Genomic DNA, 17,205 nt, shown 5'->3' with positions numbered 1-17,205 from the left:
TTAAACCAGAGAGATAAACATGTTTGGTAAAGGCGGTATGGGCAACCTAATGAAGCAAGCCCAGCAAATGCAAGATCGCATGCAAAAGCTTCAAGAAGAAATCGCGAATATGGAAGTAACTGGCGAGTCTGGTGCTGGTCTAGTTAAAGTTACTATCACTGGTAGCCACAGCGTACGTCGTGTTGACATCGATGAAAGTTTGATGGAAGACGACAAAGAAATGCTTGAAGATCTGATCGCTGCGGCGTTCAATGATGCAGCCCGTCGTGTTGAAGAAACTCAAAAAGAGAAAATGGCTTCTGTAACTGGCGGTATGCAACTACCACCAGGTATGAAAATGCCATTCTAATCTGCTGATACTTAATTAAGCGGACTTTTAATGCGTACCAGTCATATGCTGGAACAATTGATGGAGGCCTTACGTTGTCTACCTGGGGTTGGCCCCAAGTCAGCGCAGCGTATGGCCTTTCATTTGTTACAGCGCGATAGAAAAGGCGGTTTGCAGCTTGCAGATGCGCTTAGTCAGGCAATGACAGAAATAGGTCATTGTACTGAGTGTCGAACCTTCACCGAAGAAGAAGTCTGTCACATTTGTACCAACCCAAAACGCCAAGAAAATGGTCAAATTTGTGTGGTAGAAAGCCCGGCAGACATCGCAGCCGTTGAAGCAACAGGCCAATATTCTGGTCGGTATTTTGTTCTTATGGGGCATTTGTCGCCATTAGATGGTATTGGTCCAAGTGATATTGGATTGGATGTCCTTGATTACCGCTTACGTCGCGGTGATATTACCGAAGTGATTTTGGCGACAAACCCAACAGTTGAAGGTGAAGCCACTGCCCACTACATCGCAGAGCTATGTAAAGAGCACCAAGTTGATGCCAGCCGCATCGCGCATGGTGTGCCTGTCGGTGGGGAGCTAGAGCTTGTTGATGGCACGACGTTGTCACATTCGCTATTAGGTCGACACAGAATTTAATAAAAAGCCGCTGAACTCAGCGGCTTTTTTGATCTTGGGAGTTGGGAACGATTAATCGTTCGATTCTTCACCAAGAAGGTTTTTGTAGATAACCGCACCAAGCACGCCACCCACAATAGGCGCAACCCAGAACAGCCATAGCTGAGAAACCGCCCAGTCACCCACATATACTGCGACTGCCGTGCTACGAGCAGGGTTTACTGACGTATTGGTGACAGGAATGCTGATCAGGTGAATGAGAGTCAAACACAGGCCAATTGCGATAGGTGCAAAGCCTTGTGGCGCACGTTTGTCTGTTGCACCCATAATGACAATCAGGAACATCATCGTCATGGCAACTTCAGTCACAAGTGCAGCGATCATCGAGTATTGGCCTGGAGAGTGTTCCCCATAACCATTGGCGGCAAAGCCAGAACCCACAACATCGAATCCTGCTTGTCCAGATGCAATAACGTAAAGCACGCCACCTGCGATAAGCCCGCCGATCACCTGTGAGATGATGTAGGGAGCAACGTCTTTTGTCTCAAAACGACCGCCAGTCCAAAGGCCAACTGTCACTGCAGGGTTCAAGTGACAACCTGAAATATGACCGATAGCAAATGCCATCGTCAGAACGGTTAAACCGAATGCCAAAGAAACGCCCAACAGACCAATACCCACTTCAGGGAAACCCGCAGCCAACACCGCGCTACCACAGCCGCCCAACACTAGCCAGAACGTGCCAAAAGCCTCAGCCAAATACTTATTCATGTTCTTTCCTGATCTTTAATTAAATGACCCGCTGAACATAGTCGAGAATTGTCAATAAATTGTGAGGGAGATCGCGCAAAAACCGCAAATGGAACGCTATGTGGCAAGAGTTCTCAAGGGTGAGATAAAAAGCAGAGGGGGGGGAAGTGCTAAATCTTGAGTTTGCTTTGATTACTGCCTCGGAGAGAAACAACCGAGGTACTAACTTTAAACGTGTGGTCTAGAGTCGCATTACGTCAATTGTTCTAATTCAGTGATGTTGTCGAGTGCTTCTTGATTGGTGTTGCCGCATACAATCGGACACGGTTTAAAATCGTGACAGACTTTAGGGCGTTCAGGCTTACCAAATAGCTTGCACAAATTGTCGTCGTTGAGTTGCACACAACGAACACCTGCAGGTTTGCCCTTGGGCATTCCAGGTATTGGTGAAGAGATACTTGGCGCAATACAGCACGCTCCACATCCTAATCGACAATCCATAATGTAAACCTCTTAAAAATTAAGGGGGTAATTATGGTCATTTTGACGTGGATTGGAAGAGTGAAGAAAGAAAAAAATAAAAGGGCGCGCTTAACATTACGCTCCCTTTTTGGTTTTTTGCTTTTAAATCATCGTGATTATTTTAAGAAACGGTTATAAACAAACAACAGAATAAATGCGCCTAGTGTTGCGGTAATGATACTACCAATGTTGACGCCAGTTGCTCCGCCGAAACCGAGAATGCCGCCAAGGAAGCCACCTACAAATGCCCCTGCAATACCAAGTAACATTGTTGCAATCCAACCGCCCCCATCTTTTCCTGGCATGAGCCATTTAGCAAGTGCGCCGGCGATTAAGCCCAAAATAATCCAAGAAATAATACCCATGAAAACTCCTTAATGCCTTCTTGATCAATTGAGTAATGGAAACTTGTTTAAGGATAGAACAGTAAAACGAAAGTAGTTGAATATCTCCACCGTTATGTGGGAAGGATGCAAGATCTTCTCAAAACTTGAACTTTTGCGTTGAGAAGAGTATAAATCGCCCCCTAAATTCCCTTGGTGAGACCTGAAGTATGAGCACTCCATTTTGGCAAAGTAAATCGTTAGAGCAGATGACAGAAGAGGAATGGGAATCTCTCTGTGATGGTTGTGGCAAATGTTGTTTGCATAAGCTGATGGATGAAGATACCGATGAAATCTACTATACCAATGTGGCTTGTAGCTGGCTGAACAGTAAAACGTGTTCATGTAAGGATTACCCAAACCGTTTCACTTCGGGTGAAGAGTGCACCAAGCTGACCCGAGAAGACATCGACGATTTTACTTGGCTGCCACACACGTGCGCTTACCGTCTGTTGGCTGAAAAGCAGCCTTTACCAGAATGGCATCCGTTGATTACAGGCTCTAAGTCCGCAATGCATGCGGCTGGGGAAAGTGTCCGTAACAAAGTTGTTTACGAGATTGATGTGGTGGATTGGGAAGACCATATTTTAAATCATCCCAACCGTCCTTAGTCGAATACAAACAAGCCTTTCATTGATTAAATGAAAGGCTTGTTTGCTATTGGGGCTCCCAACTTTGACGTCTCGCTAACGAAATGCTGCTCAGTTTATTATTTAGTGTTGTAAACTTAGGAGTATGATTTCAACGCTTTACACTTCTATTCCTGATTGTTTTGATCAGGATTGTTCCCTATGAGGTAAACATGACGTTTCATTTCCCCCAGAAACTGCGCCTGACATCTTGGGTGACATTATTCGCACTTGCCGTCATTATGCTCTCCCCAATGGCTGTTCATGCGACTGCTACTGACGATATCCAAGAGCCTTCTGCAGCCGAAATCTCGATTGACAACTTGAACCGAGAGATTGTGGATTTATCCCAAAGCCTCTCGCAAGCGAGTGGCGACGAGCGTGACGCCCTTCAACTGCAACTATTCCAAAAGAATGAAGAATTAAGAAGCCAGTTAGCGTCAGCGATTGAACGTGAAACTATCTCTCGCGACAAGCTGATCTTGCTAGTTAAAAAACAAGAACAATACTCTGAGGATGCGACGAACTATCTATCGGAAAAAATAAAGAAAGTCGTCGAGGATTTAAATAAGGCTAAGGATGAAGAGAAGCTTGCTCTTGTTAATGATTATCGAGAGCTACAGCGTTATCTTGATGTTAGCTTCGATTCGAGCTGGCAAAATCTCGCTTGGTTGAAGGAGCTAGGGGCCCAAAACGAGCGTGCAGAAGCGGAACTAAAAGATAAAATTGATAAACGTATGCGCTTACTGTCTGCTTCTATTGAGTACTTGAGTCAGCAAAGTGAGATCATTGGCTCCCAACTTTCGTCTAGCCCAGAGTCGGAAAAAGCGTCGTTGCAACTTAGTCAGCTCATTACTAAACAAAGGCTAAATATTGCGACAGAAAGCTTACGCAACCTGATTTCAATTGGTGATAAAGTCGGTTTAGAAACGTCTGAATACAAACGCCAAATTTTTGAAGTGACGGGTAATATCACCCATGATTTACTAAATACCAAAGTTGTGTGGTCAATATTGAGTCACTGGTCCAACTCGGCACTGGATTGGTTTGCCGAGAATGCACCGCAGCATATCTTCCAGTTGTTTGTTTTTGCGCTGATTTTATTGATCGCTCGCGGACTGGCTAAGTTAACGCGCAAAGTCGTCCGTAAAGCAGTTGCATCGAAAAACTTAAAACTTTCCCACTTGATGCAGGACTTCTTTATCTCGATGTCCGGCAAATTCGTGTGGGTGATCGGTATCATGGTGGGCTTATCTCAGCTTGGTTTGAACCTAGCGCCAATCCTAACCGGTTTCGGTATTGCTGGTGTGATTATTGGTTTCGCGTTGCAAGACACGTTATCCAACTTCGCGGCGGGTATGATGCTGCTTATTTATCGCCCATTTGATGTTGGTGATTTTGTGTATGCTGGCGGTGTGGATGGCAAGGTAAGCCATATGAGTTTGGTGAACACCACAATTCGTACGTTTGATAACCAAATTATTATTGTTCCTAACAGCAAAATCTGGGGAGATGTTATTAAGAACGTCACGCATGAACGCATTCGCCGCGTGGATATGGTGTTTGGCATTGGCTATGCGGATGACCTCTTAAAAGCGGAGTCAGTATTGTCTGATATCATTACCTCTCACCCTTCGGTACTTCGCACTCCAGAGCCAATGATCAAAGTTCATACATTAAATACGTCTTCTGTAGATTTTATTGTGCGTCCTTGGGTAAAAACGGATGATTACTGGGATGTATACTGGGATGTGACAAAAGAAGTGAAACTACGCTTCGACCGAGAAGGTATTTCGATTCCTTTCCCACAACAAGATGTGCATTTGCATATGGTGGAGAAGCAAGACGCTTAATCACAGGTCCTAACAAGTGAAAGGCACTCTAGGTAGAGTGCCTTTTTTGATCTTCGGTTAGCGTTATTGTTACAGTTCGTCGAAGAACACCAGTTTCGGCTCGCATTCTAACAAGTTGTCGATCTGGCTAATCAAAAGAGCAAAGTGTTCTGTTTTACCATGAAGCTCAAATGCTTGTTGGTCTTTAAATTGCTCCTGAAAAACGAAGTGGCATGCATTGTCTTTATCTTGGAACAATTGATAACGAACGCAACCTTCTTCATTGCGAGTAGGCTCAAGCGCTTGGGTAAGTACCTCTTTCAACTCTTGTTCTTTTCCCGGTTGTGCATGAAAGGTAGCCGTCAAGTGCATCATAATGTTTACTCTTTTTGTTATAGGTAACGCCCTTGGCGTTGCAGGAACTCAATTTTGTAACCATCAGGGTCGGTTACAAAAAAGAACGTTGCTAAATGCTTTTGTTGATGGTCAAAGGCTTTGATGTCACCAGTTTCAATGCCGAGAGATTTAATGCGTTTGTGGGCTTGTTCAATGTCCTCCACGCTGACGGCAAGGTGGCCGTAGCCTGAGCCGTGAGTGTAGGGCTCACTTTGGTCGTGATTGTGCGTCAGTTCCAATTCAAAGCCTGTTTCTTGGTTGGCTAGATAGGTTAGAGAAAAGCCATCAAAGATGTATTGATCAGCGACTTCTAGTTCAAGTACGTCACAGTAAAATTGTAGAGAGCGGTCCAGATCACTTACTCGGATCATGGTGTGAATCATTTTTGTCATGGGTACTCCTTGATAGTCCGCATAGGTTAGCGATTTCAAAAGGAGTCTGGGTAGTACTCTAGTACGACAAATTAGAAGATGCTCAAGGGGTTATAATACGGATACATAGCTTAGGATGGTTATTGGTCGGTTGGTTGCTATTAACTGTTAAGTTGCGCAAGTGCTTGACGAGTGGTCTCTTGAGGTTGGCGAGCGTACGTGAGGCAGGCGCATCTGAGTAAGGAGGCAAAGTTGTTCACTTCACCATTGTATTCGAGTGCTTCTTGATAAACAGTGCTTATGAATTTAGGAACCGTCATGTTTTGAGCACTAGCGATTTCCTCAAGAATTGTCCAAAAGCTCGCTTCAAGTTTTACACTGGTCGCGTGACCATCAATACGGATAGAGCGGGTGATGAACTGATAGTTGTCTTGGGGTTGCTTAGCAAAGATTTCGCACATTTTCTTTATTCATATAATTAAAGACCCATAATTATTGTGGTGTACGATTTAAAACGTCAACTGTTTTCATGCATAAAAAAACGCTCCCTTGCGAGAGCGTTGAAACATCACGAGTTGTGAAGTAAGTGCAAGTTGATTATTTAATTTGTTGCTTCAAGTACTCGCCTAGTTGCGAGTGGTGCATGATTTTTGATACTGGAAGGATAGTTTCTGCAGGTCCCCAAGCAAATACGTTGACAGGAGTATGCGTATGAGTACCCGTCCCCCATACTGTGTTTTGCTTTGTTGCATGCTCACGCGCTAGCAAGTTGCCACGGTCGTTGTAAGGAAAGAAAGCATCAAAGTCATTGATTGTCGGAACGTTCTCTTCGCTTAAGTATTTGTGTCCAGCGAGTCGGTATGGATTTGGTTTACTTGCTAATACGCGTTCTGCTTGCTCAGGCGTAATCGAAAAATCGCTATTTGCGTTCACGACTTCCGCAAACTTCTCTGGAGTTTGCTCTTTCTTATCAAGCGCTTGGAATTCACTGATCATGCCGTAGTAACTTTTCTTTTGGTTGTATAAGCCATCGAGGATCTCGAACTGACCAAAGTTGAAGTTTGGCGCGTAATCCTGATTTTTGAATGCTTCGCCGTCGCGTTTTTGTGGTTTAGGCAAGTTTGCTGATGAGTAGCTAAAGCCAAAAGAGCCGGTTTCGTGGTCTGCAGTAACAATGATCAGGGTGTCATCACGGCCTTTTGCCCACTCATAAACTGAGTTTACCGCTTCATCGAATTTAAGCATTTCATGCAGCATCGTACCTGCATCGTTACTGTGGCCAGCCCAGTCAATTTGGCCGCCTTCAACCATCAAGAAAAAACCGTCTTTGTCTTTTGAAAGAATGTCGATTGCTTTGGTGGTCATTTCTTTCAGCGATGGCTGCGTGCGTTTTGGATCGTTTTTGCTTTGACTGTAGGCAATACCATCGTTCATGCCCGAGTAAGCAAAAAGTCCAAGTAATTTGTCACCTTTAGCTTGTGTGAGCATATCGCGGCTGAAAGCTAAGCTATAGCCTTGGTCTTGCGCTTCGGCAAGCAAGTTGCGTTCGTCTTTGCGTTTCGATTTTAGGTAGACATTACCTTGAGTGAGCTTTTCAAGTTGCTCGTATGTCTCTCCCTTGTCGTTTGTCGACTTTGGAATCCAATGACGAAGTCCCCCAGACATCATCACGTCTACGCCAGTTTCGAGCATATCCGCCGCAATACTGTTTTCTAGTGAACGATGTGGTTGATGAGCGGCAAATGCTGCTGGCGTTGCGTGGGTCATGCGTGTATCAGAGACGAGCCCTGTTGCCTTACCTTTACTTTTGGCTTTTTCCAAAATAGTTTCGACATGGTTGCCTTGGCTATCAATGCCAATGACTTCAGAAGCGGTAGGGATTCCTGTCGCTAGCATCGTAGCTGAGCACGCAGAGTCGACGACAATTGCATCTTCTGGATTGGTCAGTGATGATCCAATCACACCTTCTTGAGCGAGTTTGTATAACGCTGTGCTTTCGCCTTTGTAAACCGAGTTAGGTGCGTGTTTTGCGTAGGTCTCGAGTAAACCAACTTGTTGAGGACCCATGCCGTCGCCGATCATCAAAATGACGTTTTTGATTTCAGCTGAGAGTGCGTTGAAAGAGAGGGTAGATGCAGCCACTGCCGTAACGATTGGAGATACTAAGCGCTTCATTATATTTTCCTTGTTTATTGAAAGCGCAGGCATTAAAGCAATGATTTATGAAGGTTTTGTGTCGGTAATAAAAGTTTAACCAAATTGTCGTTTTTGTTTGGTTTTGCAGAAAAAATGAGTCGCTCTCTATCGTTCGTTAGTTTGGAAAGAAGAAAGCCCACAAACGTGGGCTTGGATTACGCTTAGGAGTTGAAAGCATGGACTAAAGTTATCCATTCAGTGCCTTCACAAGAAACCTAGTTTAGGGAGCAATAAACGAGCATGTATTATCGGGCCACAAGAGCGGTCGAATTCACTTACGTTTGCATCATATCGTTCTTTGGCTTATTAAATTATGGGCTGCAGTAAGTGTTTGGCTCAAATAGGATTTGTTGTCGTGACGATTATCAGACTGGTTATCAGACTAATGCCAATATGATGCCACCAACGGTAAGTGCCGCAGAAAGGTATTGACCCGCAGAATATGAGCCATCCTCTTCTTTCTCGATTTTATCGGGGTGATCCATGCCAAGCGCACCATGCGTGAAAGATTCGACCTTTTCACCAACAGATTTATCTTCTGCTTCTATTTTCTTGCTGTCGTGCTCGATTTGTTGCAGAACGGCAAGTAGCGCTTTGCCTTCGATCGAAAGCGTCACCTTATTGTGTTCGACTTTCAGCGGCGAAGCACTAGTTTCTTCTTGTGCAATACTTGCTTGTTTAGAGGCGACAGATTGTTTGGCATAGCTATTAACAGAAGTGCTTCCTACTGGATTCATCGAATACTCCTTGGAACATCGACACTCGGTCACTGAGTGCGGGTAAAAAGCAGTTATATTTTTATCGGCGGCAAAGTTTATTTCTGAAGCTATTTGGATAAAAACAGGTCTGCTTTTGCCGCTTCTAGTTTCTATTGGTGATCTTTAGCAAAAAATAGACCAGCAGGAAGCAGACCCTTGTCACTCAATGAACTCGGAGCGGTGTGATGATGCAACGCAACGGCAAGGTAGTAACTTAAATTGAAGACCAACTACTTACATTGAAGATCGTTATTGCGTTTAGTTAGATGTTGATATGCCGCCATTCGGTGAGCATCTTGTACATACCGTACTGGTGGTGCGAGAACCTCTAACTGATAGTCAGTATTATCGGAAAGCACGTTATCTGTTGGGCTAATTACAACCACTTTTAAGCTCGGGTTGCGGCTTAAGATTGATGCTGCCGTACCCAACCCTTGCTCGGTGTGAAACTTGCCTGCAACATGGACAACCTGAGCGCCTGGGTTGTCATCTAGGTAGCTAACGATAGATTCCGCCATAGTTTCATCCCAAGTAACTTGAGCTGCAAACTGTTTTTCCGTCTGCTCTGGCTTACCGTGATGCATGGATGCCATGAACTTTTCTTTGTACGGACTACTACCAGTGTTGATGGCTTGTGCAATGAACATCCGCTGATCATCATCGAGCTTGTTAATGTAATCTAGCCCTTGTCGACCAATGCATCGGACAATGCTCTTTGGTGCATTTGCTGCAATGACCGGGAGATTCTTCTGCTTAGCAAACTCCACGAGAGGGCGATAGTCGCTTTCATAATTGGGCCAAGCGTTGGCTTGTTTCATTGAGTACTGTTCGCCGATCTCCCCACGTAGGTAAGCGTCAACAACAGGTTGTTTGTCGCGGGTAAATTGTTCCATAGATAACGCGAGTGAGCGGTCGTAGGACGTAAGTTGTTTGAGCATATCGGTTTGAAAGCGATGAATGCCGGCGTGTGTGTGCCATTCACCAATAAGAATGACATCTGCTTGTTGCAGCTCAATTGGCAGTTTGCTTAGAGCGATGTGCTCGCCAGAAGGGGTGTATAGTTGGTAGTCGTAAAAACTAGTGACTTCCGCTGAGGTTGCGTGAGAGTTGGTGTGCGTATATGAAGAGCAACCAGTAAGTAAGCCTGCAAAGAGCAAGCTCAAAGTAGAAAAGCGCATTGAAAAGCCTCCAAAAATGTCCGGATGATATTAATGGAGGCTGAGCAATGAATCAATATAAATGATAACTATTTGCGTTTGTTGTTTTTTTGACTTATTAATTGAGTGTTTTTTTGCGATATACACGCAACATAAAATCAGCCTCACATTGGAAAAGTGTAGCGGATTTCAACTCTTCACGAAGAGCATCGGTTGCTTTCCATGCGAATGGCGTCATTTGCAATAAATCGATTGCGGCTCCGTTTTTCAAGTCCATAACATAGTTAAGATGCTGCTGGTGCTCTAATTCAAACCCTTCAATATGTTCTGGTTCTTCATTGTGAAGACGAACTTCTTGATAAATACGCTCACGCAGTTGGTATAAGTGGCGACTAGCAGGAGTAACCGTGACAACAACGCCGTCGTTTTTTACAACGCGCTGCAGCTCCTCAGCTTTACAAGGGGCATAAATGCGCAAAATGGCATCTAAGGATTCATTTGCGAAGGGAAGTCGGTGACTAGAAGCCACACTAAAATTGCAGTGCGTGTAACGCTTCGCCGCGTAACGAATGGCAACTTTGGAAATGTCTAAGCCATAAATCGTGGCATGGTTCGCTTGTGTTTCTATCGTCTTTTGTACTTGATCTGTGTAGTAACCTTCACCACAACCAATATCTAATAATTGATGGGTGCTCCCCTCAGTGTATGTTGCACACAGCTGCGCCACTTCTTGGCGCATTGGGTTGTAGTAATCTCCTTCAAGGAATCGACGACGAGCTTGCATCATCTCTTTGTTGTCACCAGGATCTTTAGAACGTTTGTGGTGCGCTGGCATCAAGTTAACGTAGCCTTCTTTTGCTAAGTCAAACTGATGATTGTTTTCGCACTTAAACGTTTTTTCATTTAACGCTAGAGTTTGGTGGCATAGAGGGCATTGATAGTTCATGACGATCTCGAACAGAAAGTAGGGCGGCAAATTCTATCAAAAAGCATGGTCTCAAGTGAAACAAAAAGAGCCGACTGGGTCGGCTCTTATTAAGTATTAGTGGAAGAAGTCGACTTGCTCTTTCAAGTTTCGTGCTTGTTGTTGAAGTTCAATGGCACTTTGCGAGGTTTTTGCGCTCGTGTTGCGGCTTTCTCGGTTAAGTTCACTGATAGAATGGGCATTTGCTGCAATTTCTTGTGAAACTTGAGCTTGTTCTTCTGAAGTCGCTGCAATGGCGTCGGCTTGAGAGGCTATCGACTGCACTTGTACTGCGATGGCTTCTAATGCTGTGCCCGCGTCTTGTGCTTTGTCCAAGACCTGGTTTGCACTGCGTTGGCTGTCTGTCATCATATTAACTGCATTATGAGTCGACCCTTTTAGTTTCTCGATAATTTCCACGACATCCTGAACTGAGCTTTGGGTTCGGTGCGCAAGTGTGCGCACTTCATCTGCTACAACTGCGAAGCCACGACCTTGTTCACCTGCTCGTGCTGCTTCAATGGCGGCATTCAAGGCAAGTAAATTGGTTTGCTCAGCAATTTCATCAATCATTTTAGTGACGGTTTGAATACTCTCGCTATCGCGATTTACTTGCTCGATAGCCGTTGCTGATTGATCCAATTGATCGTTAAGTTGAGCAACGTCGATACATACGCCTTCAACAATCGCGAGACCAGACTGGCTATCGGTATTTGCTGAGCGTACGTTTTCCGCAATGCTTTCGACTTGTTGTGCGACAGATTGAGCGGAAGAGGCCATTTCTTCAATCGCTGTCACAACTTGCTCGACTTCTTGTTGTTGTCGGTCGGCTTGGGTCAAATTGCTATGTGCATCGTTGGCAACGCTGGTGGAGTTGCTCTCCACTAAGTCGCTTGTTGAACGGATCTTACCGACAAGTTCATTGAGCTGACTTGCCATACTGGCGACACCCGAGCTCAGGTTCGTAATTTCATTCTTTGATGCTTTACGAGACGCTGGGATGCTCAAGCTGACTTCGCCGCCGGCTAAGCGAGTCATGTATGAGTTTAGAGTCGTGAGAGGTTGTAAGCTGCGATTCAAGAAAAGTGTCAGTACAACAAAAGTAATGATTGCCGCTACCGAAGAAATGATGGCAATGAGTGTGAGAAGCGTGTCGCTACCTTTTGTAACTTCTTTGATAAACGTACCGCCTAGCAGTTTCCAGTTCCAACCTGGAACCTCTGTGTAGACAAGATACTTTTCGCCTACGTTACCTTGGTACTCGAAAGGGTAGCGAATTAATCCACTAGATTGTTCGAAAATCTGGCCAAAAGGCTTGTGACCATTGTAGTCGGCGACTTCTAGTATTGACGAATCTGAGCCGCTTTTTGCTGGATGAAGTAGGTATTTACCAAGATTGTTTTCGTCGTTATCAACGATAATGGTGTAACCAGTGTCGCCCCATTTTATCTCTTCGAGTGCATCGAATAAGGTTTGTGTCGCTTGGTCTACTGGTAAGCCAATAAACGATAGGCCTGCTACCTTTCCTGTCGCATCTTTGATTGGGGCATAGTAGGTAATGTAGCGCTCGCCATACAATTTAATTTGAGCGTAATACGGTTGTCCTGCTTTAAGTTGCTGATAACCAGGATGGTTGATGCCTAGCGTGGTTCCGACCGCTCGCTGACCTTGTGGATCTTTTAGGGAGGTGGACACCCGAATAAAGTCGTCACCCAATGGTGCGAATAGCGTTGCTATAGCGCCGGTATCACGTGTGAAACTGTCGACCAACTTGGTGTCATTAATTAAGCTTTCACTGTATTGAGTGATGTTTGGTACTTCATGTCCCATGAAGTCAACCGTGTAATTTTCGACATAGACACCGGCAAGGTAGCCATTGCGAAAAGTAGATTCGAGGACTTTAGCGGTGTGCAGGTAAGCATCGAATTGGCCAGCAATGGTTTTTGCCATTGATTCTACTTTAGATTGGTGTTCTTTCAGTGTGCTTTCCAATAGAACATCGGAAGCGTTGCGGTAAACAAGCGCTGCAATACTGCTGAAAGCAATGAATAGACACAAAGTGATCACCAGTTTCAACTGGAATCCGACACTTTGATTTCGGTATCTCTCTAACATAGACTAATTCCTGATATTTTTATTATTTATGAGTTTTGTATCGGTATGCTATCGGTTTATATGATCAATTTTTTTGATATTTATTAATGAAACCGTCAAAAGTGACCAGTAACCAATAAGTTAGTAAAGATAGGACCATCTAAGCAGAGCTTTTATTACAAAAAAAGCCGGGTATCCCGGCCTTTATATGGTGATTCTTACTGCGCTGAAATGACAGTGACAAGTTCATGTGTCTCACCTGGTTGGAGGGTTTGACCTTGCTCAATACTTGGTGCATGAACAGTAGACTCCACACACAACATGGTTTGATAACCATCGTCAGCCATGTCACCCATGCTTTGCGCACCTTCTGCCCAAGGGTTCCATAATACTGCTGAGTTGTGGCCTTGGTTGTGTACGCTTAGCGTACGATCCAATACCGGGTCTTTTACCAAAATTTTCGCTTCTGGTTGCGTGTAAACGCGGTCAATGGTGTCAGTTAGTTGTAGAACATTACCACCTTGGCATACCGCATCAGCTTTCAAGCTATCAATGTACTCGGCACCCATGCCTGTCGTTTGTGCTTGCTTAATGTCTCCAACGTTTAGGTAAGTATGTAATGCGCCAGAGAAGGTCCAAGCCTCGTCATCAATGTTCATGACTTTGAGCGTCACTTTTAGCTCATCGCCCACTTCAATCACCAAACGAGCGTCAAACATATGGGGCCAAATATCGTGGATTTCTTCTGTCGGGAACAGAGCAAGTTCAACAATCACACCGTTATGGTTCTCACGATGTTCAACCAACTCCCATTCTGCGGTGCGGGCAAAGCCGTGAGCTGGAGCAGCAATACGCCCAAACCAAGGCCAACAAACCGGAATACCACCGCGAAGAGCAGCTTTACCATCGAAGACAGCTTTTTCGCTCATCCAGATCAGATCTTCTTGACCTTCAGGCGTGAACGACACGACATGACCACCGTGTAGCGAGATGCCTGCCGTTGCTTTGTCATGAATCACGCGGACGATTTTTATCTGATCAACTTCAACGATAGTGACGTTATCAGATAGCACCGTTAGGGCTGGGAGAGTTTTTAAATCCATGTGTAGTTTCCTATCGCTGGGGGAGAGCTTTTAGACGCGCTTCGCACATTAAATGCAACATCGAGCCTGCATTCTCTCAAATTCCAGATACAAAAAAGGCGACTCTAGAGCCGCCTTTTCTTTAACGAAGTTATTCGCTAATTGCTAACTTTCTAATTACTTAGAGATGTGAGCGATTAGGTCTAGAACTTTGTTTGAGTAACCGATTTCGTTGTCGTACCAAGATACAACTTTAACGAATTTGTCAGTTAGCGCGATACCAGCTTTAGCATCGAATACTGAAGTGCAAACTTCGCCGATGAAGTCTTGAGATACAACTGCATCTTCAGTGTAGCCTAGAACGCCTTTTAGTTCGCCTTCAGAAGCTTCTTTCATCGCTTTACAGATGTCTTCGTAAGAAGCACCGTTAACTAGGTTAACAGTTAGGTCAACTACAGAAACGTTAGCAGTTGGTACACGGAAAGCCATACCAGTTAGTTTGCCGTTTACTTCTGGAAGTACAACGCCTACAGCTTTAGCAGCACCAGTTGAAGATGGGATGATGTTTTGAGAAGCACCACGACCACCGCGCCAGTCTTTAGCAGAAGGACCATCTACAGTTTTTTGAGTTGCTGTAGTTGCGTGAACTGTAGTCATAAGACCAGATTCGATACCGAACTTGTCGTTAAGAACTTTAGCGATAGGCGCTAGACAGTTAGTAGTACAAGAAGCGTTAGAAACGATGTCTTGACCAGCGTAAGTGTCGAAGTTTACGCCGTTAACGAACATTGGAGTAGCGTCTTTAGAAGGACCAGTTAGTACAACTTTTTTCGCGCCAGCAGTGATGTGCTTACGTGCAGTCTCGTCAGTTAGGAAAAGACCAGTTGCTTCAGCTACAACGTCAACACCGATTTCGTCCCATTTTAGGTCTTCAGGGTTGCGCTCTGCAGTAACACGTACAGTTTTACCGTTAACGATTAGGTTACCGCCTTCAACTTCAACAGTACCGTTGAAACGGCCGTGAGTTGAGTCATACTTAAGCATGTATGCCATGTAATCTACATCGATAAGGTCGTTAATACCTACTACTTCGATGTCGTTGCGCTCTTGCGCTGCACGGAATACGAAACGACCGATACGGCCAAAACCGTTAATACCTACTTTGATAGTCATTATAGTTGCTCCACAACTTAATTTCTGATTAAAGATAACTGGTAGTAAAATTACAGAATCCAGTAAACATCTGCAAGTGATAATCGGACTTAACTTGTTTAAAGTCAAAAAAAAGCGACGCTTTTTTTAACAATTCTTTGCAAATGTACGTTTTTTAAACTTTTAACTGATTCTTCTGTAGCCCAGTTGGCGTAATATAACTGGTGAGATAAGTGCTCTTATCAAATTAATTACGCATGGTGTCCTGGTGAGAAAGTATGTGCTACAACTGTTAAGAGAAGCAAGTTTTTTGCTAAAAAAGTCAATACCAAGAACAGTAAATAAGGAGCCGAAAGTCGTGGAACAAAGCGGGAAAAAAGTGACGAAGTCAGATGAACAGTGGCGTGAGCAACTGTCTGATGAAGAGTTCCGTGTTTGCCGAGAGCAAGGTACAGAGCCTCCTTTCAGCGGTAAGCTACTGCATAATAAGGAAACTGGTGTTTATGCTTGTACTTGTTGTAATGCCCCTCTCTTTGTCTCTGATAACAAGTATGACTCTGGCTGCGGATGGCCAAGTTTTGATGCGCCTATCAACGATCAAGCGGTGCGTTATTTAGAAGATCTAAGTCACGGAATGGTACGTACAGAGATTCGTTGTGCAACGTGTGATAGCCATCTAGGGCACGTTTTTGAAGATGGCCCACAGACCACAGGAGAGCGTTTTTGTGTTAATTCTGTGTCGTTAATTTTCAACAAATCAGAATAATAACGACAAAATTGTGCTCGAGATTGTTTTATCCTTTCAGGATGATTCAAGCTCAACAGTGATCTGAGTGTCGCTCGACTTAAATAAAAACTCCCGCTCATTGCGGGAGTTTTTCGTTTATATCTCACTGGGTATCATTGCTGGGGAATAGATACCTTTCTCTATGGCTTTCGCCACCGATTCGGCTAATTCATCCAACTGCTTATATCGCTCTGGATGACTGAAATTGAACATACGTTGGAGCTGCTTTTCATCAGCAAGCGGTACGTCGAATCTTTTCGCGACCATTGCCCATAGATACGCTTGCTCTTTGTCTCCAAGCCCCTGATGAATACTTGCCATTGACTTGAGAATGACCGGATTGATGTTGTCTTCATCAGATAAAGACAACGCGTTATTAAGAAGCTCCAGGGTTTTCTTGGTATCTCGGTTGGTATAAAAAGTGGCTAATGCATATTGCATCTCAGCATTATTTAATTGGGGAGACCCTTCCATTTGTAAAAATGCGCGCCGAGCTTGAGTATCTCCCGTTTGAGACCATAAGAAATACAAAGTAGCCGGGTCTTCTGAGCCTTTTAACTCGTTTACGATGCGCTCTAGCTCATCAATACTGTGTACCAATGCATTAAAGCGTTGTCTTTTGAGAGCACTTTGATCAATAGGGGTGATCTGGGAGGCGAGTTCTAAGCATTTCCTATATTCAGCGACCAGACCGTATTCGATGATTTGGTTGGCCTCTGATGGGTTTTTCAATTGCTCAAACCGATGCCAAACCAAATTTGTTCTTGGAATTCGACATTGGCCGTCATCCATATTGAGCTGCTCGCAACGCAGCTCTGGTGTTTTTTGGCACAACTCTTCGGTTGTCACGTTACCTTCAAAACAGCCCGATAGCGCAAAACATGCGAGGCTGAGAAGTAACCAGTTTGTTCTTTTCATGGCTTTGCTTGTGATCCGTTACACCAATTCATTTTCGTATTCTTGACTCAGTTTCTTAACCCGTTATGTTCTGTAAATAGAATGTAATAAGAAGGTACACTATGGACGCAGAACAACTATTACAAGCGATGACTCCAGAAGTTTATGATCGCTTAGTGTATGCAGTAGAAACGGGAAGATGGCCTGAGGGTACAACACTTTCTAAAGAGCAGCGAGATTCGTGTATGCAAGCTGTGATGTTGTATCAATCAAAACA

At 44.4% G+C, this 17,205-nt stretch carries 20 protein-coding genes; 6 read left to right on the top strand and 14 right to left on the bottom strand.

The genetic code is table 11. The annotated features are described in order from the left end of the window. Positions 1 to 19: 19 nt before the first annotated feature. Both R7O12_RS22085 and recR read left to right on the top strand, forming a co-directional pair. On the top strand, positions 20 to 349 hold the full coding sequence (locus R7O12_RS22085; RefSeq protein WP_005380618.1) for a YbaB/EbfC family nucleoid-associated protein: 330 nt from the start codon (positions 20 to 22) through the stop codon (positions 347 to 349). 30 nt (positions 350 to 379) lie between these two features. Then, entirely contained in the window at positions 380 to 979 is a 600-nt protein-coding gene (gene recR, locus R7O12_RS22080; RefSeq protein WP_005380619.1) for a recombination mediator RecR, read from the top strand. A gap of 51 nt (positions 980 to 1,030) precedes the next feature. Here the strand turns inward: recR and aqpZ are convergent, their stop codons facing one another. The 3 genes from aqpZ to R7O12_RS22065 all read right to left on the bottom strand — a co-directional run bounded on the left by aqpZ (position 1,031) and on the right by R7O12_RS22065 (position 2,595). Then, positions 1,031 to 1,729 carry an aquaporin Z gene (aqpZ, locus tag R7O12_RS22075; protein WP_318105518.1) on the bottom strand — a complete coding sequence of 233 codons (699 nt, stop codon included), beginning with the start codon at positions 1,727 to 1,729 and terminating at the stop codon, positions 1,031 to 1,033. A 231-nt stretch (positions 1,730 to 1,960) separates the two neighbouring features. Continuing rightward, complete coding sequence (locus tag R7O12_RS22070) at positions 1,961 to 2,209, bottom strand: YkgJ family cysteine cluster protein (RefSeq protein WP_017820793.1); 249 nt, start codon at positions 2,207 to 2,209, stop codon at positions 1,961 to 1,963. A 137-nt stretch (positions 2,210 to 2,346) separates the two neighbouring features. Beyond that, positions 2,347 to 2,595, bottom strand: coding sequence for a GlsB/YeaQ/YmgE family stress response membrane protein (locus tag R7O12_RS22065; protein ID WP_005380625.1), 249 nt, complete (start codon positions 2,593 to 2,595; stop codon positions 2,347 to 2,349). A 188-nt stretch (positions 2,596 to 2,783) separates the two neighbouring features. Between R7O12_RS22065 and R7O12_RS22060 the strand changes: the two genes are divergently transcribed. Next, positions 2,784 to 3,224 carry a YcgN family cysteine cluster protein gene (locus R7O12_RS22060; RefSeq protein ID WP_005384948.1) on the top strand — a complete coding sequence of 147 codons (441 nt, stop codon included), beginning with the start codon at positions 2,784 to 2,786 and terminating at the stop codon, positions 3,222 to 3,224. A gap of 191 nt (positions 3,225 to 3,415) precedes the next feature. Beyond that, the gene (locus tag R7O12_RS22055) at positions 3,416 to 5,095 is read left to right on the top strand and encodes a mechanosensitive ion channel family protein (protein ID WP_182039078.1); all 1,680 of its coding nucleotides are present in this window, start codon (positions 3,416 to 3,418) and stop codon (positions 5,093 to 5,095) included. A 69-nt stretch (positions 5,096 to 5,164) separates the two neighbouring features. Here R7O12_RS22055 and R7O12_RS22050 read toward each other — a convergent pair whose 3' ends face one another. The 10 genes from R7O12_RS22050 to gap form a co-directional block, all read right to left on the bottom strand. After that, positions 5,165 to 5,449: a putative quinol monooxygenase gene (locus R7O12_RS22050; RefSeq protein ID WP_213880855.1), complete on the bottom strand. Its 285-nt coding sequence runs from the start codon at positions 5,447 to 5,449 to the stop codon at positions 5,165 to 5,167. A 17-nt stretch (positions 5,450 to 5,466) separates the two neighbouring features. Further along, entirely contained in the window at positions 5,467 to 5,862 is a 396-nt protein-coding gene (locus R7O12_RS22045) for a VOC family protein (protein WP_005380685.1), read from the bottom strand. 140 nt (positions 5,863 to 6,002) lie between these two features. Beyond that, entirely contained in the window at positions 6,003 to 6,302 is a 300-nt protein-coding gene (locus R7O12_RS22040) for a ribbon-helix-helix domain-containing protein (RefSeq protein WP_005384938.1), read from the bottom strand. A gap of 136 nt (positions 6,303 to 6,438) precedes the next feature. After that, entirely contained in the window at positions 6,439 to 8,016 is a 1,578-nt protein-coding gene (locus R7O12_RS22035) for an alkaline phosphatase (RefSeq protein ID WP_047104402.1), read from the bottom strand. Between the two features lie 398 nt (positions 8,017 to 8,414). Next, a complete protein-coding gene (locus R7O12_RS22030) occupies positions 8,415 to 8,774 on the bottom strand; it encodes a hypothetical protein (RefSeq protein ID WP_258481876.1) in 360 nt (119 codons plus the stop codon). 251 nt (positions 8,775 to 9,025) lie between these two features. After that, positions 9,026 to 9,973: a ChaN family lipoprotein gene (locus R7O12_RS22025; protein ID WP_318126378.1), complete on the bottom strand. Its 948-nt coding sequence runs from the start codon at positions 9,971 to 9,973 to the stop codon at positions 9,026 to 9,028. Positions 9,974 to 10,070: 97 nt separating this feature from the next. Beyond that, positions 10,071 to 10,898 (bottom strand): 23S rRNA (guanine(745)-N(1))-methyltransferase, encoded by an 828-nt coding sequence (gene rlmA / locus R7O12_RS22020; protein ID WP_132936857.1) that lies wholly within the window; start codon positions 10,896 to 10,898, stop codon positions 10,071 to 10,073. A 96-nt stretch (positions 10,899 to 10,994) separates the two neighbouring features. Beyond that, positions 10,995 to 13,031, bottom strand: coding sequence for a methyl-accepting chemotaxis protein (locus R7O12_RS22015; protein WP_151515028.1), 2,037 nt, complete (start codon positions 13,029 to 13,031; stop codon positions 10,995 to 10,997). A 197-nt stretch (positions 13,032 to 13,228) separates the two neighbouring features. Beyond that, a complete protein-coding gene (locus tag R7O12_RS22010; protein WP_064368686.1) occupies positions 13,229 to 14,113 on the bottom strand; it encodes a D-hexose-6-phosphate mutarotase in 885 nt (294 codons plus the stop codon). Positions 14,114 to 14,269: 156 nt separating this feature from the next. Next, positions 14,270 to 15,265, bottom strand: a complete 996-nt coding sequence (gap, locus tag R7O12_RS22005) for a type I glyceraldehyde-3-phosphate dehydrogenase (RefSeq protein ID WP_005380697.1) — start codon at positions 15,263 to 15,265, stop codon at positions 14,270 to 14,272. Positions 15,266 to 15,602: 337 nt separating this feature from the next. Here gap and msrB point away from each other — a divergent pair, with 337 nt between their 5' ends. Further along, entirely contained in the window at positions 15,603 to 16,010 is a 408-nt protein-coding gene (gene msrB, locus R7O12_RS22000) for a peptide-methionine (R)-S-oxide reductase MsrB (protein ID WP_005380698.1), read from the top strand. A gap of 117 nt (positions 16,011 to 16,127) precedes the next feature. Here msrB and R7O12_RS21995 read toward each other — a convergent pair whose 3' ends face one another. Then, positions 16,128 to 16,949, bottom strand: a complete 822-nt coding sequence (locus R7O12_RS21995; RefSeq protein WP_017821139.1) for a DUF2989 domain-containing protein — start codon at positions 16,947 to 16,949, stop codon at positions 16,128 to 16,130. 101 nt (positions 16,950 to 17,050) lie between these two features. On the opposite strand from R7O12_RS21995, the gene R7O12_RS21990 reads away from it, so the two are divergent. Continuing rightward, on the top strand, positions 17,051 to 17,205 hold a 155-nt coding region (locus R7O12_RS21990; RefSeq protein WP_318126382.1), incomplete at its 3' end, for a YeaC family protein.

The sequence above is a fragment of the Vibrio sp. Vb1574 genome (assembly GCF_033338675.1).
This window is presented reverse-complemented; position numbering and strand designations above follow the sequence as displayed.